The 23,059-nt window shown below is 53.4% G+C and carries 21 protein-coding genes; 15 read left to right on the top strand and 6 right to left on the bottom strand.

Annotated features, from left to right (window positions below; all coding sequences use genetic code 11):
• Nucleotides 1-71 precede the first annotated feature (71 nt).
• The 3 genes from smpB to Dvar_RS38450 are packed head-to-tail and all read right to left on the bottom strand — an operon-like array spanning nt 72 to nt 2,596.
• Entirely contained in the window at nt 72-533 is a 462-nt protein-coding gene (gene smpB, locus Dvar_RS38460; RefSeq protein WP_419658765.1) for an SsrA-binding protein SmpB, read from the bottom strand.
• A gap of 17 nt (nt 534-550) precedes the next feature.
• Nucleotides 551-2,317, bottom strand: a complete 1,767-nt coding sequence (ptsP, locus tag Dvar_RS38455) for a phosphoenolpyruvate--protein phosphotransferase (RefSeq protein ID WP_419658764.1) — start codon at nt 2,315-2,317, stop codon at nt 551-553.
• Nucleotides 2,318-2,323: 6 nt separating this feature from the next.
• Nucleotides 2,324-2,596, bottom strand: coding sequence for an HPr family phosphocarrier protein (locus tag Dvar_RS38450; protein WP_419658763.1), 273 nt, complete (start codon nt 2,594-2,596; stop codon nt 2,324-2,326).
• 226 nt (nt 2,597-2,822) lie between these two features.
• On the opposite strand from Dvar_RS38450, the gene Dvar_RS38445 reads away from it, so the two are divergent.
• The 10 genes from Dvar_RS38445 (at nt 2,823) to Dvar_RS38400 (ending at nt 14,783) form a co-directional block, all read left to right on the top strand.
• Nucleotides 2,823-3,485 (top strand): TIGR00730 family Rossman fold protein, encoded by a 663-nt coding sequence (locus tag Dvar_RS38445; RefSeq protein ID WP_419658762.1) that lies wholly within the window; start codon nt 2,823-2,825, stop codon nt 3,483-3,485.
• Nucleotides 3,486-3,494: 9 nt separating this feature from the next.
• Nucleotides 3,495-5,033 carry a PAS domain S-box protein gene (locus Dvar_RS38440; RefSeq protein WP_419658761.1) on the top strand — a complete coding sequence of 513 codons (1,539 nt, stop codon included), beginning with the start codon at nt 3,495-3,497 and terminating at the stop codon, nt 5,031-5,033.
• A 164-nt stretch (nt 5,034-5,197) separates the two neighbouring features.
• Nucleotides 5,198-6,019 carry an ABC transporter ATP-binding protein gene (locus tag Dvar_RS38435; protein WP_419658760.1) on the top strand — a complete coding sequence of 274 codons (822 nt, stop codon included), beginning with the start codon at nt 5,198-5,200 and terminating at the stop codon, nt 6,017-6,019.
• On the top strand, nt 6,003-7,943 hold the full coding sequence (locus tag Dvar_RS38430; protein ID WP_419658759.1) for an AMP-binding protein: 1,941 nt from the start codon (nt 6,003-6,005) through the stop codon (nt 7,941-7,943). The genes Dvar_RS38435 and Dvar_RS38430 overlap by 17 nt, the downstream gene beginning before the upstream one ends.
• Nucleotides 7,944-7,975: 32 nt before the next feature.
• Nucleotides 7,976-8,860, top strand: coding sequence for a branched-chain amino acid ABC transporter permease (locus tag Dvar_RS38425; RefSeq protein WP_419658758.1), 885 nt, complete (start codon nt 7,976-7,978; stop codon nt 8,858-8,860).
• Between the two features lie 179 nt (nt 8,861-9,039).
• Nucleotides 9,040-10,140, top strand: coding sequence for a branched-chain amino acid ABC transporter permease (locus Dvar_RS38420; protein ID WP_419658757.1), 1,101 nt, complete (start codon nt 9,040-9,042; stop codon nt 10,138-10,140).
• A 25-nt stretch (nt 10,141-10,165) separates the two neighbouring features.
• Nucleotides 10,166-11,407, top strand: coding sequence for an ABC transporter substrate-binding protein (locus Dvar_RS38415; RefSeq protein ID WP_419658756.1), 1,242 nt, complete (start codon nt 10,166-10,168; stop codon nt 11,405-11,407).
• Nucleotides 11,408-11,435: 28 nt separating this feature from the next.
• Nucleotides 11,436-12,248, top strand: a complete 813-nt coding sequence (locus tag Dvar_RS38410) for an ABC transporter ATP-binding protein (RefSeq protein WP_419658755.1) — start codon at nt 11,436-11,438, stop codon at nt 12,246-12,248.
• A 184-nt stretch (nt 12,249-12,432) separates the two neighbouring features.
• A complete protein-coding gene (locus tag Dvar_RS38405; protein ID WP_419658754.1) occupies nt 12,433-13,029 on the top strand; it encodes a hypothetical protein in 597 nt (198 codons plus the stop codon).
• Between the two features lie 239 nt (nt 13,030-13,268).
• Complete coding sequence (locus Dvar_RS38400) at nt 13,269-14,783, top strand: AMP-binding protein (protein ID WP_419658753.1); 1,515 nt, start codon at nt 13,269-13,271, stop codon at nt 14,781-14,783.
• A 19-nt stretch (nt 14,784-14,802) separates the two neighbouring features.
• Here Dvar_RS38400 and Dvar_RS38395 read toward each other — a convergent pair whose 3' ends face one another.
• Nucleotides 14,803-15,507: an HAD family hydrolase gene (locus Dvar_RS38395; protein WP_419658752.1), complete on the bottom strand. Its 705-nt coding sequence runs from the start codon at nt 15,505-15,507 to the stop codon at nt 14,803-14,805.
• A gap of 91 nt (nt 15,508-15,598) precedes the next feature.
• Here Dvar_RS38395 and Dvar_RS38390 point away from each other — a divergent pair, with 91 nt between their 5' ends.
• Nucleotides 15,599-17,482 (top strand): GNAT family N-acetyltransferase, encoded by a 1,884-nt coding sequence (locus Dvar_RS38390; RefSeq protein WP_419658751.1) that lies wholly within the window; start codon nt 15,599-15,601, stop codon nt 17,480-17,482.
• A gap of 227 nt (nt 17,483-17,709) precedes the next feature.
• On the opposite strand, the gene Dvar_RS38385 is transcribed toward Dvar_RS38390, so the two are convergent.
• Nucleotides 17,710-18,465: a CAP domain-containing protein gene (locus Dvar_RS38385; RefSeq protein ID WP_419658750.1), complete on the bottom strand. Its 756-nt coding sequence runs from the start codon at nt 18,463-18,465 to the stop codon at nt 17,710-17,712.
• Between the two features lie 246 nt (nt 18,466-18,711).
• Between Dvar_RS38385 and Dvar_RS38380 the strand changes: the two genes are divergently transcribed.
• Nucleotides 18,712-18,861 (top strand): hypothetical protein, encoded by a 150-nt coding sequence (locus Dvar_RS38380; protein ID WP_419658749.1) that lies wholly within the window; start codon nt 18,712-18,714, stop codon nt 18,859-18,861.
• A gap of 23 nt (nt 18,862-18,884) precedes the next feature.
• On the opposite strand, the gene Dvar_RS38375 is transcribed toward Dvar_RS38380, so the two are convergent.
• Entirely contained in the window at nt 18,885-19,826 is a 942-nt protein-coding gene (locus Dvar_RS38375) for an MBL fold metallo-hydrolase (RefSeq protein ID WP_419658748.1), read from the bottom strand.
• A gap of 339 nt (nt 19,827-20,165) precedes the next feature.
• Here Dvar_RS38375 and Dvar_RS38370 point away from each other — a divergent pair, with 339 nt between their 5' ends.
• The 3 genes from Dvar_RS38370 (at nt 20,166) to Dvar_RS38360 (ending at nt 22,988) form a co-directional block, all read left to right on the top strand.
• On the top strand, nt 20,166-21,194 hold the full coding sequence (locus Dvar_RS38370) for a 3-oxoacyl-ACP synthase III (RefSeq protein ID WP_419658747.1): 1,029 nt from the start codon (nt 20,166-20,168) through the stop codon (nt 21,192-21,194).
• A gap of 15 nt (nt 21,195-21,209) precedes the next feature.
• Nucleotides 21,210-22,136 carry a VanZ family protein gene (locus Dvar_RS38365; protein ID WP_419658746.1) on the top strand — a complete coding sequence of 309 codons (927 nt, stop codon included), beginning with the start codon at nt 21,210-21,212 and terminating at the stop codon, nt 22,134-22,136.
• A gap of 228 nt (nt 22,137-22,364) precedes the next feature.
• Nucleotides 22,365-22,988, top strand: a complete 624-nt coding sequence (locus Dvar_RS38360) for a corrinoid protein (protein ID WP_419658745.1) — start codon at nt 22,365-22,367, stop codon at nt 22,986-22,988.
• The last annotated feature ends 71 nt before the right edge of the window (nt 22,989-23,059 follow it).

The raw sequence follows: 23,059 nt of genomic DNA, 5'->3' as shown, positions 1-23,059 counted from the left end.
GGTGGCGCTTCCCCTGTGTGAGGATCCAAGCTGCTGGCTTGGAGTAGAGGCGTATGCATCGACCGTTTGTGTCATCGGTTGTTTTTTCGTTCCCGTTCCAGTTCCCGTTTCTGATCCCGCCGCCGGATGGTTTCGCGTTTATCATGACTTTTTTTGCCCCGGGCCAGGGCCAGGCTGAGTTTGGCTTTGCCGGCCTTGAAGTAAAGTCTCAAGGGGATGAGGGAATAGCCTTTTTCATTGACCTTCCCATAGAGCTTTTTGATTTCGTAATGATGCAACAACAGCTTACGCGGACGAAGTGGCTCGTGATTGTTGTAATAGGCAAACGGATACATGCCGATATGCATCTGGTAAACAAACACTTCACCGTTTTTTATCCGGGCATAGGAATCTTTGAGGTTGGCTTTGCCCATGCGCAGGGATTTGACTTCGGTGCCGACCAGCACGATTCCCGATTCAAAGGTGTCCTCGATAATGTAATCGTGCCGGGCCTTTCGGTTTTCCGCCACCAGTTTGATGTGGTTTTTTTCCAAGGGACGATTAACTCCTGTTATACGGGCTCGATATTCGATACGATGGACCCGTATGTTTGCTTAAGCAGCGCTTCTACGGCTTTCGGCGTGGTCAGCCGCAGCGCTTCTTCCAAAAACGCCCCAAGATCCGATGTGTCCATGGCCCGGACGGCATTTTTGACCATGGGGATGGCCTGGGGGTTCATGCTCAGTTCATCCACGCCCAATCCCAGTAAAATGGGTGTAAAAATGGGATCGGCGGCCATTTCGCCGCACATATAGATCGGGATGCCCTTTTCCCGGCCGATGTCACAAGTCCGCTTGACCATACGCAAAATGGCCGGATGCAGCGGTTGGTGCAGATGGGCCACATGACGGTTACCCCGGTCAATGGCCAGGGTATATTGGATCAGATCGTTTGTTCCGATACTGAAAAAATCGACCATGTCGGCCAGAATATCTGCCATAATCACGGCTGACGGAACTTCGATCATGATTCCCACGGGGATGTCCCGGTTATAAGGCACCCCCTGTCGTGCCAACTCCTGGGCGGCTTCATCAAGTAGAACTATGGCCTGCTGCACTTCATCCACCCCAGAGATCATCGGCAGGAGAATGCGTACATTACCAAAAGCTGCCGCACGCAGGATCGCCCGCAACTGCGTCTTGAAGATGTCGGGTTTGCGCAGACAATAACGAATGGCGCGCAACCCCAGTGCCGGGTTGGGTTCCGGGTTGTCGCGAATATAGTTCAAGGCCTTGTCACCATTGATGTCCAGGGTGCGGATGGTCACGGGGCGCGTGCCCATGACATCGATCACATCCTTGTAATTTTCGAACAGCCCCTCCTCCGTGGGAAAATCCCGGCGACTGAGATACTGAAATTCAGTTCGGTACAGGCCGATGCCGTCACCGCCGTGATCCAGCAAAGAGACTACCTCTTCAGGCAGTTCAATGTTGCCCATCACCGAAATCCGGACACCGTCTTTGGATTGGGCCGGCAGATAGCTTTGCCTGACCATCAGCGCCCGTTGGATTTCGTATCGTTCCCGGCGCTCCTCAGTCTCCAGAAGGGTCTTTTCCGTGGGGTTGACCACCACGATGCCGGCTTTGCCGTCTACGATAATGATATCGTCATTGTTGATTTTAAGCGTGGCGTTGCCCACGCCCAAAACCGCGGGGATTTCCAGCGTGCGGGCAATGATGCTGGTATGGGACGCCCGTCCCCCACGGTTGGTCACGAACCCCTTGATGCGTTCAAGCTGAATCTGGCTGGTTTCCGCCGGTGACAGATCCCGGGCGACCAGAATGACCCGTTTGTCAATCCGGGCAATGTCCACATGGTCTGCACCCGTTAAATTGTCCATGATGCGATCGGATACATGCGTGATGTCTTCGGCCCGTTGCTTGAGATAGTCGTTGGTCATGTTTTCAAACATGGGCTTGACCAGGGAGACCACTTTTTTAAGGGCCCATTCGGCATTGACCTGCTCTTTTTCAATGACTTCAATGGTCCGGTCATAGAGCATCTTGTCTTCCAGCAGCAGCATGTGGGTCTCTAAAATCTGGGCATGCTGGCGAAACTCCTCGGGGATATTGTCGATAATCTGGCGCAAGGCTTCGCGGGCTTTTTTTACCGCTGTTTTAAAACGACATACCTCGGCGGAAAGCGAATCCTTGCGAACAATATAACGCTTGACGACATCAACCCCTTCTTTGTCCACAAGGTAAGCCTTGCCGATGCAGATACCGGGGGATCCACCGATCCCTTTGAGGATAATTTCCTGGGATTCTTGATCTTCCATGAACAACTACTCTCCAAACCCGGAACGAATCAATGCCGCAATACGTGCCAGGATGTTTTGATCGGCGTCGTCATCGATGGTAATCGTGACCTCTGTGCCTTTGGGACAATTCAGGGTCAGAACGTCCAGCAAAGAAGTGGCATCGGCCGTGTTGCCGTTTTTTGTTATCCATATGGCACCCTGGGCTTCGCCGGCCATTTTGGACAGTTTGGCAGCAGATCGGGCATGCAGCCCCAAGGCATTGATAATCCGAAGTGTAATCGATTTGTCTGGTTTCATAATTTTTAAAAATAAAAAAAAGGGAATCCTCCCTTTCATTAAACCTAAATTACTTATCAACCGTTGCAGCTAATGTCAATGTGTAAACATTGACAAGCCTGATCCTGAAATATAAGATAATTGCTAATAAATTCAGGTAGCAGTAACAACTGTCGACCGATTGTGCGCTGAATCTGAAATTTTATTTGAATGTCAGATGTTGTAATCGCTATTAATGATGGGGGAAATGATGGGGGCAATTGAAAAGCAGTTTTTAATCGATGACCTGAAGCTGGGCGAATCCTGGCGGCTGTTTAAAATTATGGGCGAATTTGTAGAAGGTGTTGAAGGACTTCACGACCTGGGACCAGCGGTCAGTTTTTTCGGTTCCGCACGTACAACGCCCGATGATCCGCAATACAAAAAAGCGGAAGCGCTGGCCGGTCTTTTCGTTAAGAACGGCTTTGGTGTCATCACCGGTGGGGGCGGCGGCATCATGGAGGCCGCCAACAAAGGTGCCAGTGCCGCCGGCGGTCCCTCGGTGGGCCTGAACATCCGCTTGCCGTTTGAACAAAAACCCAACGATTTCGCAACAACCCAGATGGAGTTCAAATATTTCTTCATCCGTAAAGTGATGTTTATCAAGTACGCTGCGGCTTACGTGGTCATGCCCGGCGGATTCGGGACCCTGGATGAACTGTTTGAGGTAATCACCCTGGTGCAAACGCAACGGATCCGTCCGTTTCCCATTATCCTGGTCGAAAGTGAGTATTGGCAGGGGTTGATTGCCTGGCTCCATCAGCAGTTACTGAAAAATGCCCGTATCTCACTCACAGATATGGATATCATTCAGGTGTTGGATGATCCGCAAGAAATCGTTGATGCAGTACGCAAAATTTTGGTGATATAGGTTGAACCCATGGCCCATCCAGATCCTGCCGCGGACACGCACGGCGGTCCGGACCTTTCCTTTGTCGATCGAGCGGTCCAGCGTCAAAATGCCTCTTTGAGGGCATTGCACGAAACGGCCCTGGGGCTTTTGGACAAAATCGAAAAGGAAGAATTGCTGGAAACCATTATTGAACGGGCAGCCGCCATTACCGGAACGGCCCATGGCTACATCTACCTGCTCGACCCCGAGCGGCAGGTCATGCAGATGCGGCTTGGAAAAGGTTTTTTTTCAGGTCAGTTGGGACGATCGGTACGGATCGGCGAAGGCATGGGCGGGGCGGTCTGGCAGGCGGAAGCGCCGATACTGGTCGATGACTACAGTGCCTGGCCCGGCCGGCTGACGGATCCGTCCCTTGACGGCTTACGCTGTATTGTGGGCATCCCGCTAAAATCCGATCAACAGGTTCAAGGGGTGATCGGACTGGCCCATGTTGATCCTGACAAACGATTCGACCAGGAAGATGTGGCCATTCTTGAACGTTTTGCGGCGCTTGCCTTGCTGGCCCTCGAGAAGGCCACCTTGTACAGCAAGGTGATTCAGGAGCTGGCCGAGCGCAAAAAAGCCGAAGCCCGGATCCGTGAAAGTGAACAGCGCTATCGCTCATTTCTGGAATCATCGCCGGACCCCATTGTGGTCTATGACATGAAGGGTGAGGCGACCTACGTCAATCCCGCCTTCGAGCAGACCTTTGGATTTTCCCGTCACGAACTGCTCGGCAAACAGATCGATTTTGTTCCCGAAGCGTGTTGGCCGGAGACCAAGGCCGCTATCGATCGCATGCTCAGCGGCAGGAAAATCACCATGTTTGAAACCAAGCGCCTGGCCCGAGACGGCCGGGTGCTGGATGTTCAAATCAGCTCTACGCTGTTGCAGAATCAAGACGACCAACTGGTGGGCAACATCGTGACCCTGCGGGATATCAGTGCCCGCAAGCGGGCCGAAGAGGCCCTGCAGCAATACCACGGCCAACTGGAAGAGCTGGTGCATGAACGCACGGCCGAGCTGGCCGAGGCCAACCGCCGGCTCAAGCAACAGGTCGATGTCAGGGAACGGGCCGAGGCGGCGCTGCGGGCCCAATCCAGCCATCTGGAAGAGGTCAACACGGCCCTGCGGGTGCTGCTCAAAAAGCGAGAAGAAGACAAACGTGAAGTCCAGGAAAACGTTCTGTCCAATATCAAGGAACTGGTACTGCCATACCTGGCCAGGTTGCGACGGGGCCGGCTGGATTCTCATCAGGAAACCATGATGGAGATCCTGCAGGCCAATCTGGAAAACATCATCTCGCCGTTCATCAGCAAAATCTCTTCGCGCTATCTTAATTTCACTCCCATGGAAATCCGTGTGGCCAATCTGATCAAGGAAGGCAAGACCAACAAGGAAATTGCCGAGCTGCTTCTGATTTCAAAAAACACGGTGCTTTTTCACCGGCACCACATTCGTACCAAACTGGGCCTGCGCAACAAGAAAATCAATTTGCGGACGCACCTGCTTTCCTTTGAAGAATAGTGGTTATTGACCACTATTAACCTGCTATTTTATCAACTTGACACCGCCTTGCAATCGGGTGTTAAGTCAAGTATAGATATATTAAAAAAGAGCAGATCATCTTATGAATTGAATTCATCGTCGTATGCAAAATCTGCCAGGATCAATGGAATGGAGGCGAACGGTTGGGAACTGCAGATGATTTGAAAGACAGGGACGCCCTCCTCGAGTTAGCGGACGTCCACATGCATTTTGGAAAGGTGACCGCCCTTTCAGGCATCAACCTGGCCATCAGAAAAGGTGAAATTCACTCGGTTATCGGACCCAACGGGGCGGGCAAGACGGTGATGATGAACATCATCAACGGCCTTTACCGCCCCCAAAAAGGAACCATCCGCTACAAAGGCACTCCCATCAATCATCGCAAGCCTTACCAACGGGCAAAGCTGGGCATTGCCCGCACGTTCCAGAAGGTCGAGGTGTTTGGCGGCATGACGGTGCTGGACAACATCCGTCTGGGCCGACACGTCCGTTACAAGTCGGGAATCCTGAGCGGCGCCTTTTACCTGGGAAAGACAAAGAGGGAGGAGATCGAGCACCGGACCTTCATCGAGGAGGAAATCATCGATCTATTGGAGATCGAGCAGATTCGTCACAAGCCGGTCGGCATGCTTCCCTATGGCCTTCAAAAACGGGTTGAGTTGGGGCGCGCCCTGGCGTTGGAGCCGGAACTGCTCATTTTGGATGAGCCGTTGGCCGGTCTCAACCTCGAGGAAGTCGAGGACATGGCCCGATTTATCCTCGACATCAACGAGGAAAAACGCTGGCGGGTGACCTGCCTGCTGGTGGAGCACGACATGGGGGTGGTCATGGACCTGTCCAATCGCGTGTTTGTGCTGAATTTTGGTAACATGATCATGGATGGGACCCCCGAGGAGGTTCAAAACAATCCGGAAGTGATCAAAGCCTATCTGGGTGAAGAGGATCTGTATGCAACACGTGCATAAGTCGGCGGACGGCGGTATCGAGATTACCAGGGAACTGACCATCCAGAAGTTGTTTGTCCATCAGGCCCGGCATTACGGCGCCAGCCGGGTGGCCATGCGGGAAAAAGAATTCGGGCTGTGGCGGCCCATCACCTGGCAGGACTATCTCGAGAATGTGAAATATCTCAGCCTGGGGCTGGTTCAGTTGGGACTGGCGCCAGGCGACAAGGTTGCCATGATCGGCGACAACCGGCCCGAGGGCCTGTGGGCCGAAATGGCCACCTTGTGCGCCGGCGGTGTGGCCGTATGGCTGTTCCAGGATTGCCTGATCGATGAGGTCAAATACATCATCGATCATTCGGACACCAAGTTTCTTTTCGGAGAGGGCCAGGAAGAGGTCGATAAAGCGATTTCCATCATCGGGGAGTGTCCCAAGCTGGAGAAGGTCATTTGGGACGACCCCAAGGGCATGCGCAACTATCACCAGGACTACCTGAACAGTTTCAAGGATGTGATGGCCCTGGGCCGGGAGCTTGAAAAAGCGCAGCCCGATCTTTTCGACGAAATGATCGGTCGCGGGCACGGTGATGATGTGGCCCTTTTGTTCTATACCTCGGGAACCACCTCGCTGCCCAAGGGCGCGCTGCTTTCCCACAACAACATGCTCACCATGGGCCAGCACCTGATGGCCGTGGACCCCTGTTACGACACGGACGACTATGTCTCTTATCTGCCTTTTGCCTGGATCGGCGAGCAGATGATGTCTATTTCCTGCGGCCTCCAGATCGGATACACGATCAACTTTCCTGAAGAGCCGGAAACCGCCCAGGAGAACATCCGTGAGATCGGTCCCCACGTCATGTTCGCTCCGCCGCGCATGTACGAGCAGATGACCCGCTCGGTTCAGGTCAAGCATCTGGACGCCAGCTGGATCAAACGCCAGTTTTTCAGCCTGTCGTCGAAAATCGGCTATCGTGTGGCCAACCTGAAATTCAAGAAACAGCCGGTGCCCATCGTCTGGAAGATCCTCGAATGGCTGGCCTACGTGACCGTCCAGAAAAAACTCAAGGATCACCTGGGACTTACCCGGGTTCGGCATGCGTACACCGGTGGTGCAGCCATGGGGCCCGACCATTTCCGTTTTTTTCATGCCCTGGGGGTCAACCTCAAACAGATCTACGGCCAGACCGAGGTGGCCGGGATCAGCGTGGTCCATCGCGATGGGGACATCAAATTCGACACCGTGGGGCATCCCATTCCCGGCACCGAGATCAAAATTACCGAGGATGGCGAAATCATTACCCGCAGTTCGTCCGTATTCCTCGGCTACTACAAAAACCCCGAAGCCACGGAAGAGGCCCTGGTGGATGGCTGGCTCCACTCCGATGACAAGGGGTTTCTCGACGATGACGGCCATCTGGTGGTCTTCGACCGGACCAAGGATGTCTTCACCCTGAGGGATGGAAAACCGTTTTCTCCCCAATACCTGGAAACGCGCCTCAAGTTCAGCCCCTATATCCGGGATTCCTGGGTGATCGGGGACAAGAAGGACTACATCACGGCGGTACTGTGCATCGATTACAATGTGGTCGGCAAATGGGCCGATGAGAAAAAGCTCAACTACACCAGCTATCAGGAGCTTTCCCAGAAACCGGAGGTCTACGATCTGGTCGAAAAGCAGATCCGCCAGGCCAACCAGGATCTTCCCGATGCGGCCAAGGTGGCCAAATTTACCAATCTTTACAAGGAATTCGATGCGGATGACGACGAGCTGACCCGCACGCGCAAACTGCGCCGGGCGTTTGTACAAAAACGCTATCGCGTGATCGTGGATGCACTCTATACCGATGCCGACAGCGTGCACATCGATACGACCATTAAATATGAGGATGGTCGCGAAGCGCACATCAAAACCGATATGCGCATCATTCATCTGACGGATTGATACCATCTGGACTGGATACAGGAGAAACGCGAATGGAACTATTTCTGATGACGGTGACAACAGGGATCATGGTGGGTGGCATTTACGCCCTGGTCGCCTTGGGATGGGTGCTGATCTACAAATGCTCGGGGGTACTCAATCTGGCCATGGGGGAAATGACGCTGATCGGCGCGTATGTCTCACTGAGTTTTTATTCCATGGGCGTACCCTTTTTACTGGCCCTGGCGTTTTCACTGGTTATCGGATTTATTCTGGGCATTCTGACTGAGCGCATTTTTCTGGATAAACTGATCGGCGAGCCGGTGCTGACGGTGATCATGGTTACCGTGGGGCTTTCCTTTTTTTTCAAAGGCACCGTGGAGTTCATCTGGGGCACCGATACCCAGGTGTTTACCCCGCCGGTATTTTCCATTGAACCGATCCACATCGGCCCACTGATCATCGGCCAGGTGTATCTGTGGAGTTTTATCGCCGCCATCGTCCTGTTGATCATCTTTGTCTGCTTTTTCAAATACACCCGCTGGGGCCTGGCCATGCAGGCCACGGCCGACGATGAAATGGCCGCCCTGTCCGTGGGGGTCAGCGCGCGGTTCGTTTACGCGGCGGCCTGGGCCATTGCTTTCATGGCCGCCGGTGTGGGCGGGACCTTGCTTGGGAACATCAACGGGCTGAATATTTCCGTGAGTTATCTCGGACTGCTGGTGCTGCCGGCCGTGGTGCTGGGCGGGCTCAATTCCGTGCCCGGTGCCATTGTGGGCGGCATTATCATCGGTGTGCTGCAGAATCTGTGCGGTACCTACCTGGACCGGTATTTTCCCGGGGCAGTCAAGGAGATCGCGCCTTTTGCTTTCATGGCGATCTTTTTGCTCTTCAAACCTTATGGGCTATGGGGATGGGAGCGGATTGAACGGGTTTAGTGACCGTCCAGAAATGCCCAAATGCGCCGATATCGGCGTTATACGAAAAATTTTATCCTCGAAATATCAACCATATGTCTGTGGTAAAATTTTTCGAAAGCCTTGATTTCGGGCCATTTGGCCTATTTCTGAACAGCCACTGTCTATTTTAGAAACTTCTCATTGAATCGGGAGTAAATATGTCAACAACCTGGCTTCCCTGCGGCGTGTACCATGAAACCTATGCTCAGGATCATGCGTGGTGGCAGACGAATTTCATTCGCGGCAAAATGATTTTGCTGATGGTCATCCTTTTTATAATCATCCCTTTTTTTGCGGATTCCTATGGGCTCAGCGTCTGCAATCAAATCGGATATACGATTTTAGGCGCCTTGGGCGTCCAGTTACTGATCGGTTTTTGCGGGCAGATCACCCTGGGACATGCCGCTTTTCTGGCCGTGGGCGCCTATACCAGCACCCTGCTGATCCTGGAGTTCCCCTGGCCGGGGTGGATGATGCAGTGGGGGCTTGCCTATCCCATCAGCATCATCATCGCGGCATTCGTGGCCGGGATCTGGAGTGTGCTCTTTGGCCTGCCGTCGGCGCGGGTCAAAGGGTTTTATCTGATTCTGACCACCATGGCGGCGCAGTTCATCACCGTTGACTTTATCATCACCCAGTATATCAGCCAGATTGGCGGTCGGGGGCAGGCGTTTTCTTTGCCGCCGGGCACCATCAAGGTCGGTCCCTGGACCATCGACAGCGATCTGAAAGTCTATTTCATGATGCTTGTCTTGGTGATCCTTTGCGTAACAGCCCTGGTGAATTTGCTTCGCTCACGGGCCGGCAGGGCCTGGGTCGCCATTCGCGACAACGATATTTCCGCCGAGGTAATGGGCATCAATGTGATCAAATACAAACTGCTGGCCTTTTTCGTGGCCGGTTTTTTAGGCGGAATTGCCGGTGCTTTCTGGATCAGCAACCTGGCGGCCATCAGCCCTGAGCATTTTCCCTGGTTCTGGTCGCTGTGGCTGGTGGGGGTCATTCTGATTGGCGGTGTCGGATCGGTCCACGGCGCCATCTTTGGTTCTATTTTTATGGTGGTGATTATGGAAGGGTTGCAGCTGGCGGTCATGCCCCTGGCGGATACCTTCCCCAAACTGCTGATGGACTTTTTGTTCATCAAGGAGGCTGCCTTTGGCCTGGCCATCTGTGCGTTCATGATCTTCGAGCCCAATGGACTGGCCTACCGCTGGTGGCAGACAAAGAACTATTTCAACCTGTGGCCGTTTTCATATTAACCGGTTTCTAAAAAGGGAGGAACGGATGAACGCTAAACGTGTATGGACTAAACTGACGATCATGGTGGCGATTATGGTGTTGGGCGTTGCCCCTTTGGCCGGGGCTGCCGACATCAAGATCGGAGCGCTCAACGACATGACGGGGGCGACATCCGATGTCGGCAAGGATTATGCCCTGGGGATTGCCGAGGCGATTCATTACATCAACGATACGGGGGGCATCAATGGCAAGAAGATCAAACTCTACCAGTTTGATTACGGCTACCGGATTCCCGAGGCGCTTACCAAGTACAACCTTTTCAAACGGTTGAAATGCGCAGCCATCCTGGGGTGGGGCACCGGTGATACCGAGGCGCTGGCCCCCACAGTAGCCAAAGACAAGATCCCCTATGTATCGGCCTCCTATTCCGGTCACCTGTGCAAGCCGGAAAAAACCCCCTACAACCTGTTCTTTTCAACCGACTATTCGACCCAGTCGCGGGGGTTGATCACTTCGTGGTTTGATAAAAAATGGCCAGAAAATCCGGATTACGGCAAACGCAAACCGCGCATCGCCATGTGTTACATGTTTGCCTCTCCATTTTCCAGCTCTTCCATCAAAGCGGCCAAGGACCAGGCGACCATGCTCGGCTTCGAGATCGGTCCGGATCAGGATGTTTCTTTGTTCGCCATCGATACCAAGAGTCAGATTCTGGCCCTCAAGGAATTCAAGCCGGACGTGGTTTTGCACACCAATACGGTCATGTCCGTGGCGGCGACCCTGCGGGATGCCTACGCGCTGGGCCTGGGAGCCGACAATTTGATCAAATGCTGGGGGTTTGACGAGAACTTGCCCAAACTGGCCGGCAAGGCCGCCGAAGGTGCCATCGGCTGCGCCCCCTGGGCCTTTTACGGGTTGGATGTTCCCTTGATGGACAAGGTCGTCGAATATGCCAAGAAATACAACCCGGGGATTCCTCAGGAAAAGCGAACCATTCACACGGTTCAGGCCTGGGCCAACGCATTGGGGCTGGCCGAAGCGCTGAGACGGGCCGACAAGGCCGGTGATTTGAGTGGGGAAGGCATTTTAAAGAAAGGCTTCGAGACCATGCGAGGCTATGAAATCGGTTTGGGCATCGCCCCGGCTACGTTTACGCCTACGGATCACCGCCCCCAAAGCGAAGCCAAAATTTACGAGTATAAGAACGGTCAGTTCACTCTTATCGATGCCGTTGATCTGAAAGCGCGGTGGCCGGAAAAGTGGGAAAAAGAATGGTTGGGGTGGTAATATCAATCCCTTGAGGGAGGGTCCGATTTTGTCCGAAGAGAATATGATTCTGAAGATCAACAACATTGAAGTGAAATATCATGAGGTGATTCTCGTGGTCAAGGGCGTCTCCATCGAGGTTCCCGAAGGCGGCATCGTTGCGCTCTTAGGTGCCAACGGTGCCGGTAAAAGTACGACCTTGAAGGCGGTTTCCGGCCTGTTGAAACACGAGGACGGACAGGTTACCGATGGCTCCATCGAGTTCATGGGGCAGCGGATTGACCGCATGGGGGCGGAAAAGATCGCCAAGATGGGAATTGTGCAGGTGATCGAAGGGCGTCGTGTGTTCGAACACCTGACGGTGGAGCAAAATCTCAAGGTTGGCGCCCATATGAAAAAGCACGGCCGTTCCATCAAGGACGGGCTGGAAATGGTCTACCATTATTTTCCGCGTCTGAAGGAAAAACGCAGTGAAACGGCCGGTTTTATCAGCGGTGGAGAACAGCAGATGACTGTTGTGGGCAGGGCCTTGATGACCAGCCCCAAACTGATCCTGTTGGATGAACCCTCCATGGGGCTGGCACCCTTATTGATTCATGAGATTTTCAACATCATCCAAAAGCTCAACAGTGAAGAGAAAATCTCAATCCTGCTGGTGGAACAGAACGCCAAGCTGGCATTGAGTGTGGCACCCTATGCGTACGTTATGGAAACCGGACGGATTGTCATGGATGATTCGGCCGAGAAACTGCGTGAAAATCCGGATATCAAGGACTTCTACCTTGGCATGACCGATTTCGGGCGCAGAAAAAGTTTCCGCGAGGTTAAACACTATAAGCGCAGAAAACGATGGCTTGCCTAAAAGCCAATTTGGAAACCCTTGTCTAAGACCCGCTAACGGCGTTGGAAACCGTCTCAAAATGCTCACATATTTCATATATGCTCCGCTTTCGAGCCGTTTTCCGCCTTTTTATCGGGCCTGATCCAGGGCTTCCAAATAGGCTTTGATGAGAGCCTCTCACTTTCACCGATTAAAGGGGGAGAACATGCGTAATAAGAGTAGACTGGGGATCATGTTAAGTGTCTTGTTGGCTGCAGCGCTGATCACAGGGTGCGCCGGGATGGCGGCCAAGCCGAGCGAAGACAATTTCCAGGCACCGGTGGTTACCCTGGACAACATGGAAGTGGCGCATGCCTTCGGATACTGGTACTTCTCCAATAAAGTCGAGCCAACCAAGGGGAAGCCGGACAATGTCGGGGCTCCTATGGATCTGGCCTTTACCTTCAACCTGGAAAATCCAAATCCTTATCCGGTACAGTTGGAATCGCTCAAGTTCTCTGTATTGTTCGAGGAGTTTGAACTCAATACGGTCAACACGAACGCCACCCAGTGGATTCCGGCGGGCATGACCAACCAGGTGGTTGTGCATGCCCATTTCGATGTGCGGCAATCCCTGCTCAGCCTGCTGGTCACCGGCGGTTTCAAACTAAAGGAAAAAGGGACCGATGCCTGGACCGCTTTAGAGAAATGGTGGACCGGTATACCCAACTATGAGGTCCCGGTGATGGTAAGTGGTGGGGCTGCGGTCTTCAAGGCCGGAGACATGGTCAAGGTGTCCACATTTGAAGCGACATTTCCCTGATTGAGTGTTGATTATAACTATCCCTTGGGTTTAATATAGCGCTCCGGCGTCAATTCCCAGACGCCGGAGTCGATCATCCATTTCCAATATAGCTAATTACCGAATCAATTTTTCAGAACCACACGTATCTGAATAAAGCGGTGGCTCGGAAAAACAGGTGGGATGTGTCCAAACGCGGAATTTTCACCTCCTCATAAAAATAATAATAAATTTAAAATGGTTATCTTTTGGAGAGGATAATGGGGCTTTACGATTTTACAGTCTATGATCTGATCAATCGCAATGCTGTCTGCCATGCCGACAGGCCGGCATGGTTCGAATCCGCCACTGGCGCAACAATCACGTTCAGTCAATTCAAGCAGCAGGTGGATTGTCTGGCTGCGGGACTTCAGCGTGCCGGCATTCATGCCGGCGATCGCATTGGCATCGTTGGCCAAAACAGCCTCGCCTTCTTTCAGTTGGTTGGCGCGGCAGCCGCGCTGGGGGCCATCGTTTTGCCGATCAACTGGCGGCTGTCCGAGGGGGAAGTGGCCTATAATTTAAATGATTGCACGCCAAGCGTAATTTTCGCAGACGCTGAATTCGCATCCATGATCAATTCCATTCGTGATGATTTGCCGTCGGTCAAGCGTTTCTTCAACCTGGCCGGTGATGGACCACTGGATGCCTTTGATTCGGTGATGGTTGACGCCCCCTTTGACGGCGGTGAGGTTGCGGCCGATAGCGGGCTGGTGATTATCCATACCGCAGCCGTGGCCGGACGGCCACGCGGCGCCCTGCTCAGTCACACCAATCTGCTGTGCGCCAGCATGCATTTCAATAACTGCTTTGATTTGACGACCCAGGATGTCCACCTGAACCTGCTTCCCCTGTTCCATGTCGCCGGTCTTTTTATGGCTGTGGCCGCTTTTCACACCGGCGCCCTGAATGTCAACATGAGGCGCTTCGATGCCGGAGAAGCCGTAACGTTGATCCAAACCAAAAATGCCTCCGTGTTTTTCGACTTTTCGCCGATCCTGGGTGCCATTTTGGACGAACAAGCCAAGACAGGCGCCGACATTTCCTGCCTGCGGGCCGTTATGGGGCTGGATGCACCGGATACCATCGAGCGCTACCAGAAGGTCAGCGGCGGTACCTTTTACAGCATGTACGGACAAACGGAAACCTCGTGCCTGGCGACCCTGGGCCGCTATGATGACCGGCCCGGCGCGGCCGGTCAGCCCATTGCGTTGGGTCTGGTGGAACTGGTCGATGACAATGACAACCCGGTGGCTGTCGGCCAGGAAGGCGAGATTACCCTGACCGGCCCCATGGTGTTCAAGGGCTATTGGGGGCTCGAGCAGGACAATGCTCACACTTTCCGCAACGGGCGCCATCATACCGGTGACATGGGCCGCTTCGATGCGGACGGATTTTTGTGGTATGCCGGTCGTAAGCCGGAAAAAGAGCTGATCAAGCCCGGTGGTGAAAATGTGTATCCGGCAGAGGTGGAACGGGTTATTCTGGACCATCCGGCGGTAGCGCAGACCGTGGTGATCGGTGTGCCGGATCCAAAATGGAAAGAGGGCATCAAGGCGGTGTGCGTGTTAGAAAAAGGCCAGGTGCTGACGGCTGAAGCGCTGATCGAATTCGTCGGCCAGCGCATCGCCCGTTACAAAAAGCCGCAGTATGTCGAATTCGTGGCCGCCCTGCCCGAAAAAGATGGGGTTATCGACCGGCAGGCGGTAAAGGCCCGCTACGGAGGAGAGCAATAGCTGACAGATTCGTCCGTACTCAAACGCCAAGTTTCTGGCATAGGGTATCGAAATCCTGCGCTTCGATGTCGAATCGGGGATTTGTGGGCATTTCAACCGCCTTGAAAATAGCGTCTTCTTCGGGGACGCTGACCAATGCGGTGTGCATCCCAGTGGATTGTGCTGCCACCAGGTCGCTTTCGTGGGCTGCGATCATCATGGCTTCAGATGGTTTCAGCCCAAGGAGCTGCACGCCTTTGCGATAGGCCTGCAAGGATGGTTTGTAATAGCCTAAAAACTCGCAGGACAGGATCCCGTCCCATTGCACCCCTGCGGCCTTCGAGCTGCTGACAATGCTCTCCCAGCTCAAGATGGTCAGCACGACGACCGTGTACTGTTGACGTAACCGGCTGATCGCTTCCGGAGCGCCGGCAAACGCGTTGAGATGATGCCAGGTGGATTTTATCAGTTGCGCCTTATCGATGCTTTTTAGCAGCGGAAAGTCGGCGGCCATGTTTTCCAGGGCCTGCAGGTGCATGTCGTTTGAATTCAGCCAGGGCAGGTTCCCCTGTCTCACCTGGTTATGAACCTTGAACATCTCTTCTCGCCAAGTCTTGGCAAATGCTTCGCTGTCTATAGGCTCTCCCTTTTCCAGCGCCAATTTTTGAATATTCTCGCGGGCTGTATTTTTCCAATCAAAAACGGTTCCTCCGACATCGAAAAACAATCCTTTAATATTTTTCATCTGGCCTCCAAATGGTTGCTGTTTTTTACCATAAAGGATAAAATTTGTTAAAAGTAAACGATGCAGGGGTATTTATCATGAAAGGGAACGTATGCATACAGCCAACTATTGGGCAGACGACTACGTAAAAAAAACATGCAAAGCCGCTGATGCCATCGGCCGGATTCGGCCCGGCCAACGGGTGTTCATCGGCTCGTCCTGCGGAGAGCCCCAGCATCTGGTACGGGTGTTGTCCAATGCCTCGGAAAATTTGGCTGATCTGGAAGTCGTTCGGCTCATGGCCTTGGAGACCACGCCGCTTACCCTGATCGCCAATAAAACCAAGGGGGCCAGTCTCAATATCCGCCAGTTTTATTCCGGGTCAGCCAAACCCAAAGCCATCGCGCGCCAGGCCCGTTTTCTCACCCCCATGAACTTGTCGGCGGTTCCCCGGCTTTTTAAAAGCCGGCGGCTGCCCATTCATGTGGCCTTGGTTCAGACCACCCCACCCGATGATTTCGGTTTTCTAAGCTTGGGAGTGTCGGTGGATATCACACTTGCCGCGGCCCTGTCCGCCGACCTGGTGATCGCCCAGGTCAACCCCCAGATGCCGCGGGTGATGGGGCGCAGTTTTCTGCATGTCAACGATGTGGATCTGTTTGTTGAATACGATGAATCCCTGGTCCCACTCGGCAAGACACCGGATTCCAGTGCCGCCGACACCATCGCCAAACTGATCGCAAGACTTATCGATGATGGTAGCACGATTCAGATCGGTCCCGGGACTACCCCCAAAGCCACCCTGGATGCGATGAAAGACAAGAACGATCTGGGGGTCCATACCCAGTACCTGACCGATCCGATCATGCACCTTTTTTCACGGGGGGTGATTACCAATCGCCGCAAAGGCTTCAACGACGGCAAGATCGTGGCCAGCAGTGCCGTGGGATCCAATAATCTGTATGAATTCATCAACGATAATCCGGCGATTGAATTTCATCCGTCAGACTATGTGAATGATCCGGCGGTGATTGCCCGCCATGATCGAATGGTGTCCATCAACGTGGCCATGGCCATTGACCTGACCGGTCAGGTGGCTGCCGATGCGTTGCCTTACAACCATTTTTCAGGGGTTACCGGCATGCTCGACTTTATCCGCGGATCGGCCATGAGCGAAGGCGGCAAATCATTGCTGCTGCTCCCGGCCACCAGCACCCAGGGTAAAAAGAGCCGCGTCGTTCCGCTTTTGGAAGACACCGCCGTTGTCGTTCCGCGTAGCGATGTGAACTATGTGTGTACGGAATACGGGGTGGTCAATCTTTTTGGCAAGAGCCTGCAGGAACGTGCCCTGGCCATGATCAGCATCGCCCACCCGGATTTTCGCGATGAACTGTTCAGCCAGGCCAAGCGCATGGGCATACTGGGGCCGGAGCAGGTTCAGAAAGGCGCCATTACCGGCGTGTATCCCTTGCGATTGGAAGAAACGCTGGAGATTGACGGCGAGGTGGTGACCATCCGTCCGGCCAAACCGGTGGATGCCCGTCGTATTCAGGAGCACTTTTACGACCTGGAAGCCGATGATGTGGCGGCCAGATTTTTTCACCGCAAACAGCGCTTTGACCAGGAAGAAGTGGGGGGCGTTTCCCAGGTGGATTACATCAACAATCTGACCATCCTTGCCGTGGTGGGTGAATTCGGTTTCGGCCGGGTGGTGGGGATCGGCGAGTACCTGCTAGACCCGGCCGTCAACATGGCCGAAGTGGCGTATTCGGTGTCCCGCAGCTGGCAGCGTAAAGGCGTGGCCCGATTAATTCAGCAAAAGCTTGCCATGGGGGCGCGGGATAAGGGCATCGCCGGCTTATTGGCATACACCTCGCCTGAAAACCAAGGTATGATTGGCCTTTTTCATGGGCTACCGTACCGGGTCAAAACGCGTGTGGAGGATGAAATGCTGGTGTTGACTTGCCGGTTTGACGAGCCGGCTGCAGATGAATAACAACGGATTCGTAAAAAGCCCGATATCGGCGTTACGCTTCATCCTTCGTCACTGCGGAGTACGATCAGTACACCTCATTCCTCAGGATTCGCAAGCCTTGATCTCGGGCTTTTTACGAATCCGTCCGAAATAATGAGGCATCCATTTTTTACTGACCCTTGCCCCCAATGTTGCAACATTGGGGGCAATCCCATGCCATTTTGCCGTTGCGATCAATGGAACGCGGTTTATCGGATGAATCGGCGCAGGCCTGCCATGCCGCATAGTCCGCTGGTCAACAGGATCATTGCGCCTGGAATCGGGGCTTCGGGGGCGTCCGGTGTATCCGGCTCCTCCATTGTGTCTCCAGCAGCGAAATCCTGGGTCCAGTAATGGTTATAAATGGTGCTGCCGTCGTCCAAGGCCAGATAATAATATCCCACACCGATATCGGTCAGATCTTCGTATAGGATGTTCTTCCGATGATCGGTACTGCCCATCCAGCCGCCACTGAGGTCATTTTGCTTGGCCCACTCGGCCCATTGGTCCCAATTTTTTGTCGTCCAGTTCTCACCGACTTCATCCCAGCTTGAGAATCCGTCACCGTTCAGAGTGATGTCGAAAGTACTCAGCAGATCCAGGTCGTTGGTCCCGTACATGACGCTGTAGGCATCGGCATAACCGGCAGCGATGTTTTCTGAACAAAAGGTCCACTCATAACCCTGGGTGGTAATTCTTTGCCAGAATTCAGTGTCGTCCAGGCTGGTATGGCTGAAGTAACCGCTCTCGGCCATATCCTCGGAGTGAAGCTCGGCGGCAGTTTGGAGGCGATCATCCGCTGTGAGGGTGGACAGCCCGTAAAAGCTGCGTTGAAGATTGACTAAATCTACCACCTGTTCTTCGACAGGATCCCAACTGGTATATGCCGAGGCTGCGGCGAGGGTGGTGAAAGATAAAATCATCAAAACAACAGTGGCCAGTACTGGATACAACTTTCTCATCATTTTCTCCTTCAACGATTCAGTTTGGGGTGCGGCTATCAGTAACGACTCTTGTCGAGGGAACTCATGTAAATGGATACAATGAAGGAGGCAACAAAAATGCCATGCTTTTACTCAAGGCGGTTTGGCCGAATCGTTTCACCGGAAACAGTTGATGAGGTTGCCTATGTTTACACGCCTTGAGAAAAAATATGCGCAGCGTTTAATCGGGCGCTTCTCTCGGCTGACCGCATGGGGTGGCGGTTCGGGATGGATCAGACAGGAAAAAAAGGTAACAACCAGTTACGGTATCGTAAACAAATCATGATTGTTGAGAAAGGCACGATTCACCCGAAGGTTGATTTCGATCCACCGAATTTAGATGATTTTGTTCGTGCTGAACTGTTGAAAACACGCTAAGCGCTTTCTTGCCCCAATCTTTTTTATGCAACAGTGGGGGGGCAATCCAGGGCCAGATACTGGCCCTTTTTCTCAACCACCCATCCGCCTGTGATCAGTAACTCAATATTTTTCCGAATCATCTGCGTTTCGAAAATCCGTTGAAAGGTGGCATCGGACATACGGTTGCGGTAAAAAGGGGACTCCCGCAGCATGGCTGCTAAATCCATCCCCTTGCGGCACAGGGCCAAAATGAGTTGTTGATGGCGATCGAATGCCGCCAGGTAGTCGCAAAACGCCTGGCCGGCATCGGCCGCTTCAATGGGGGCTTTGTGAGAGGTGCAGATACGTTCGAATGCAAGCGTTTGCAGCATGGCCACGCTTTGGCGAAAAAGGCACAGGTCGCTTTCAGGATTGCCATACCACGGACCGAATCCGGTAAAATCGATGTCGATGGAAAAAAGCGTTCTCGACCCTGTCTCCATGAAGCAGTAGTGGTCGATCAGGTGGCCCGGCGCATGGATGGCCTGCAACTGGATGGGGCCAAAGTCTATCGTCTCGCCATCGGCAAAACGCCGGTCCGGCGGTCGCATGGGATGCAGGTCCAGCCATTTTTTGACCATGTGGGTCCAATACGCCGCATCTTCGGGGCCTTCCACGAATCGGCGGCCCAACTGATTTAAATCGAAAACCGAGTCAGGCGTCTGGGCAGGCAGCAGCAACTCCCGGTCGGAAAGTGCGTGCCAGGCCAGGATATGGTCAGGATGCGGGTGGCTGACCACCAGGGTATCGATGCGAAGTGCACGATCGATGGCTTCGATTCGTTGAACACCGATCCCTGCATCGATGAGGATGGTTCTATCGCCACGCAATAGAAAACTGTTGCAATGCGGAAAGCGGCCCTCTCCCGGCCCACCAACCAGGTAGATGATAGGGGATACCGGTTGAACAAAGGGCAGTTTTTCCAAATCGGTTGTGAGCGTCATTGGGTCATTCACCTGTTGCTGAGCATGTTGACGGATTGCATTCATAAAAAGCCCATTTTATCTTATTTGGACCGGAATTTAAAGACTATCTAGGTATTTCATGGTTGCCACAACCATGATATGACGGGCGCGGACGGTTAGTTGGTGTCCATCCAGAAATGGCTAATTCGCCCGATATCGGCGTTGCGCGAAAAATTTAATCCTCGGAATATCAACTATATGCCTGTGGTTAAATTTTTCGTGCGCCTTGATCTCGACCAAATTTTCCTATTTCTGGATGGACACCATTTGGTATCCGCATTACTACCGCCGTGACATTTTTGTATTGAAAGGATGCTCATGAAACCGATGTTTTTCAGTAATGTCGCCATTGAAGCCGTGGAAATCGTGTTGCCGACCAAGGTGATCACCTCTGCCGATATTGAAGCCCAACTGGCCGGCACCATGGGACGGATGGGGCTCAAACCTGGACTGATTGTCGGACTCACCGGAATTCATGAGCGTCGCCTCTGGGATGCAGACCAGCAGGCCAGCGATGTGGCGACCCTGGCGGCTGAACGCGTACTGGCCAAAGCGGGAATACCCCGCGAGTCTATTGGCTGCCTGATCAGCACGTCGGTTTCCAAGGATTATATCGAGCCCTCCGTGGCCAGTCTGGTGCACGGCAATCTGGGGCTCGCCGAGCATTGCCTGAATTATGACATCGGCAATGCCTGTCTGGGGTTTGTCAATGCCATCGGCAGCATGGGCATGATGATCGATTCCGGTTTGCTGGATTACGGATTGATCGTGGATGGCGAAAACTCACGGGAAGTGGTCGAGGCGACCATCGATCGTCTTAAACGGCCGGATGCCACCCCGGATGACTTTCGCAACCAGTTTGCCACCCTGACCCTGGGATCCGGTGCGGTGGCCATGATCGTCTGCCGTCGGGATCTGGCTTCCTCCGGCCATACGGTCAACGGTGCGGTGACCGGCGCGGCCACCCGCCATAGCCGGCTCTGCCTGGGGCAGCGGACCCATATGATTGCCGATGCCACCCAGGTCATGATTCATGGTGTTGAATTGGCCAAAAAGACATGGGATCTGGCCTGCCGCAGCCTGGCCAATTGGAGCGATGATGAAATCGACGCCTATATTCCCCATCAGGTGAGCCAGCGCAACATGGACGTGCTCAACCAAAAGCTCGGCCTGACGCCGGAAAAACACCACCTCAATTTCCCAACCCTGGGCAACATCGGACCGGCTGCTGTTCCCATCACCCTTTGTCAGGCCGATGAAATGGGTCGCATCCGCCCGGGCAACCATGTGGCGCTTATGGGCATCGGCAGTGGGTTGAATTGCTCGATCATGAGCGTTACCTGGTGACCCAACGAATTGTCCATGAACAATCGAACGCTTTTTATCGTTGCCCTCATCGGTCTGGTGGGGCTTTTTTTCGGCGGGTCCGACCTCGTCGATACCCGATCCTTTAAACATGCGTGGGATCTGGGACATATTTTTTTGTTTGCCATCTGGACCGTACTTTTATTGCGCCATTGGCCCTGGCTCAGGGCAGTTTCGTTTGGAATGCAGGCGCTTGTGGTCCTGATGCTGTGCATGATTGTGGGAACGGGGATAGAATTCGGGCAGAGTGTTTTCGGGCGTTATTCCTCAGTGGATGATTTGATCCGGGATGTGATCGGCAGTCTTTTGGCTTTGCTCTTTTGGTTCCCCAAAAGACTTGATCTGGGACAACCCTGGCGTCGCCTGCTGCAAACCCTTTTTATCGCGGCATTGCTGGTCGCTTTTGTGCCTGTGACCCGCAGCCTGGTCGATGAATGGGCGGCATGGCGACAATTCCCACGGCTGGCTGACTTTGAAGCCCCTTTTGAACTGGACCGCTGGTCGGGTAACGCTGCACTGACTATTGATCATACCCACGTCTGGGCAGGACGGTCGGCACTGCGCATTGATTTGGGTACCGACCTGTATTCCGGCGCCGCACTCGATTATTTCCCGGGCAATTGGATAGGCTGGGGGCAACTGAAGTGTCATATTTTCAACCCGGACACAGCGCCAATCCGCCTGACCTTCAAGATCAATGATCATCATCATGATATGACCGGATACCGTTTTGAAGACCGGTTCAACCGCTCCCGTGACATTCTGCCGGGATGGAATCATATAAAAATCGACCTTGCCGATGCTGTGTCGGCGCCCAAAGATCGTGAAATGGATTTGACTTGGATCACCGTATTTCAATTGTTTTCAATTAGCCTGCCTGAACCGCGAACCATTTACCTAGATCACCTAATGCTTGAACCTTAACTCTGGTCTATAGACCAGTTAAATCATGCTGCCTTCCTGGAACAGATGGCAGCTGGTACGTTCCGGAGTTTGCCAATAAAACATTGACATGTTATGAAGGATCAATTATAAAAATCAGTTTTTCTATCAATTCACGTTTTGAAAAGTCCGCAATGTCCATTTAACATACTGAAATAAAATAATATTATAACAATACAAATTTGCTTACATCCAAAAGGAGGAGTATTTATGGCAACGCAGGACATTTTCAATGCAGTAGTGGCATTTGATGAAGCAGGGGTCAAAGAAAAGACCCAGGCCGAACTGGACGCCGGCACCGACGTCGAAAGCATCCTCAACGACGGGCTGATCAGCGCCATGGACCATGTTGGAGAGAAATTTAGCAGTGGCGAGTTGTTTGTGCCCGAAATGCTGATGGCGGCCCAGGCGATGAAGGGCGGTTTGGAGATATTGAAACCGTTGCTGGCCTCGAGCCAAAGCAGCAGTAAGGGAACGGTGGTGATCGGCACGGTCAAAGGTGACCTGCACGACATCGGCAAGAACCTGGTGGCCATGATGATGGAAGGTGCAGGGTTCGATGTGGTCGACCTGGGGGTAGATGTGGACAGCGAGGCGTTCGTGAAGGCAGCGTCTGACAATAACGCCAATGTGCTTGCCTTGTCGGCGTTGTTGACCACGACCATGCCGGCCATGGAGACGACGATCAAAGCGTTGAGGGATGCAGGTGTGTCGATTAAAACGATCATCGGCGGCGCACCGGTGACCCAGGCCTTCGCCGATCAGATCGGTGCGGACGGCTACAGTGCCGATGCACCGGGCGCGGTGAAACTGGTCAAGCAACTGGTAGCGTAAACACAGGTTGACGGCTGAAGGTTGAAGGCCTAAGGGTCGGTGGACGGTGCGGCGTTCAGCCGCAATCATAC

Origin of the sequence: Desulfosarcina variabilis str. Montpellier, assembly GCF_048565275.1 — a bacterium.
Taxonomy (GTDB): domain Bacteria; phylum Desulfobacterota; class Desulfobacteria; order Desulfobacterales; family Desulfosarcinaceae; genus Desulfosarcina; species Desulfosarcina variabilis.
This window is presented reverse-complemented; position numbering and strand designations above follow the sequence as displayed.

Bases quoted from the DNA above. Each gene is read 5' to 3' on its own strand.
- Dvar_RS38430 (WP_419658759.1), top strand. From the start codon at position 6,003: ATGCAACACGTGCATAAGTCGGCGGACGGCGGTATCGAGATTACCAGG.
- Dvar_RS38395 (WP_419658752.1), bottom strand. From the start codon at position 15,507: ATGAAAAATATTAAAGGATTGTTTTTCGATGTCGGAGGAACCGTTTTT.
- ptsP (WP_419658764.1), bottom strand. From the start codon at position 2,317: ATGGAAGATCAAGAATCCCAGGAAATTATCCTCAAAGGGATCGGTGGA.
- Dvar_RS38405 (WP_419658754.1), top strand. From the start codon at position 12,433: ATGCGTAATAAGAGTAGACTGGGGATCATGTTAAGTGTCTTGTTGGCT.
- Dvar_RS38380 (WP_419658749.1), top strand. From the start codon at position 18,712: ATGGATCAGACAGGAAAAAAAGGTAACAACCAGTTACGGTATCGTAAA.
- Dvar_RS38400 (WP_419658753.1), top strand. From the start codon at position 13,269: ATGGGGCTTTACGATTTTACAGTCTATGATCTGATCAATCGCAATGCT.
- Dvar_RS38375 (WP_419658748.1), bottom strand. From the start codon at position 19,826: ATGACGCTCACAACCGATTTGGAAAAACTGCCCTTTGTTCAACCGGTA.
- Dvar_RS38365 (WP_419658746.1), top strand. From the start codon at position 21,210: ATGAACAATCGAACGCTTTTTATCGTTGCCCTCATCGGTCTGGTGGGG.
- Dvar_RS38450 (WP_419658763.1), bottom strand. From the start codon at position 2,596: ATGAAACCAGACAAATCGATTACACTTCGGATTATCAATGCCTTGGGG.
- Dvar_RS38445 (WP_419658762.1), top strand. From the start codon at position 2,823: ATGATGGGGGCAATTGAAAAGCAGTTTTTAATCGATGACCTGAAGCTG.
- Dvar_RS38385 (WP_419658750.1), bottom strand. From the start codon at position 18,465: ATGATGAGAAAGTTGTATCCAGTACTGGCCACTGTTGTTTTGATGATT.
- Dvar_RS38440 (WP_419658761.1), top strand. From the start codon at position 3,495: ATGGCCCATCCAGATCCTGCCGCGGACACGCACGGCGGTCCGGACCTT.
- Dvar_RS38420 (WP_419658757.1), top strand. From the start codon at position 9,040: ATGTCAACAACCTGGCTTCCCTGCGGCGTGTACCATGAAACCTATGCT.
- Dvar_RS38425 (WP_419658758.1), top strand. From the start codon at position 7,976: ATGGAACTATTTCTGATGACGGTGACAACAGGGATCATGGTGGGTGGC.
- Dvar_RS38390 (WP_419658751.1), top strand. From the start codon at position 15,599: ATGCATACAGCCAACTATTGGGCAGACGACTACGTAAAAAAAACATGC.
- Dvar_RS38370 (WP_419658747.1), top strand. From the start codon at position 20,166: ATGAAACCGATGTTTTTCAGTAATGTCGCCATTGAAGCCGTGGAAATC.
- Dvar_RS38360 (WP_419658745.1), top strand. From the start codon at position 22,365: ATGGCAACGCAGGACATTTTCAATGCAGTAGTGGCATTTGATGAAGCA.
- Dvar_RS38415 (WP_419658756.1), top strand. From the start codon at position 10,166: ATGAACGCTAAACGTGTATGGACTAAACTGACGATCATGGTGGCGATT.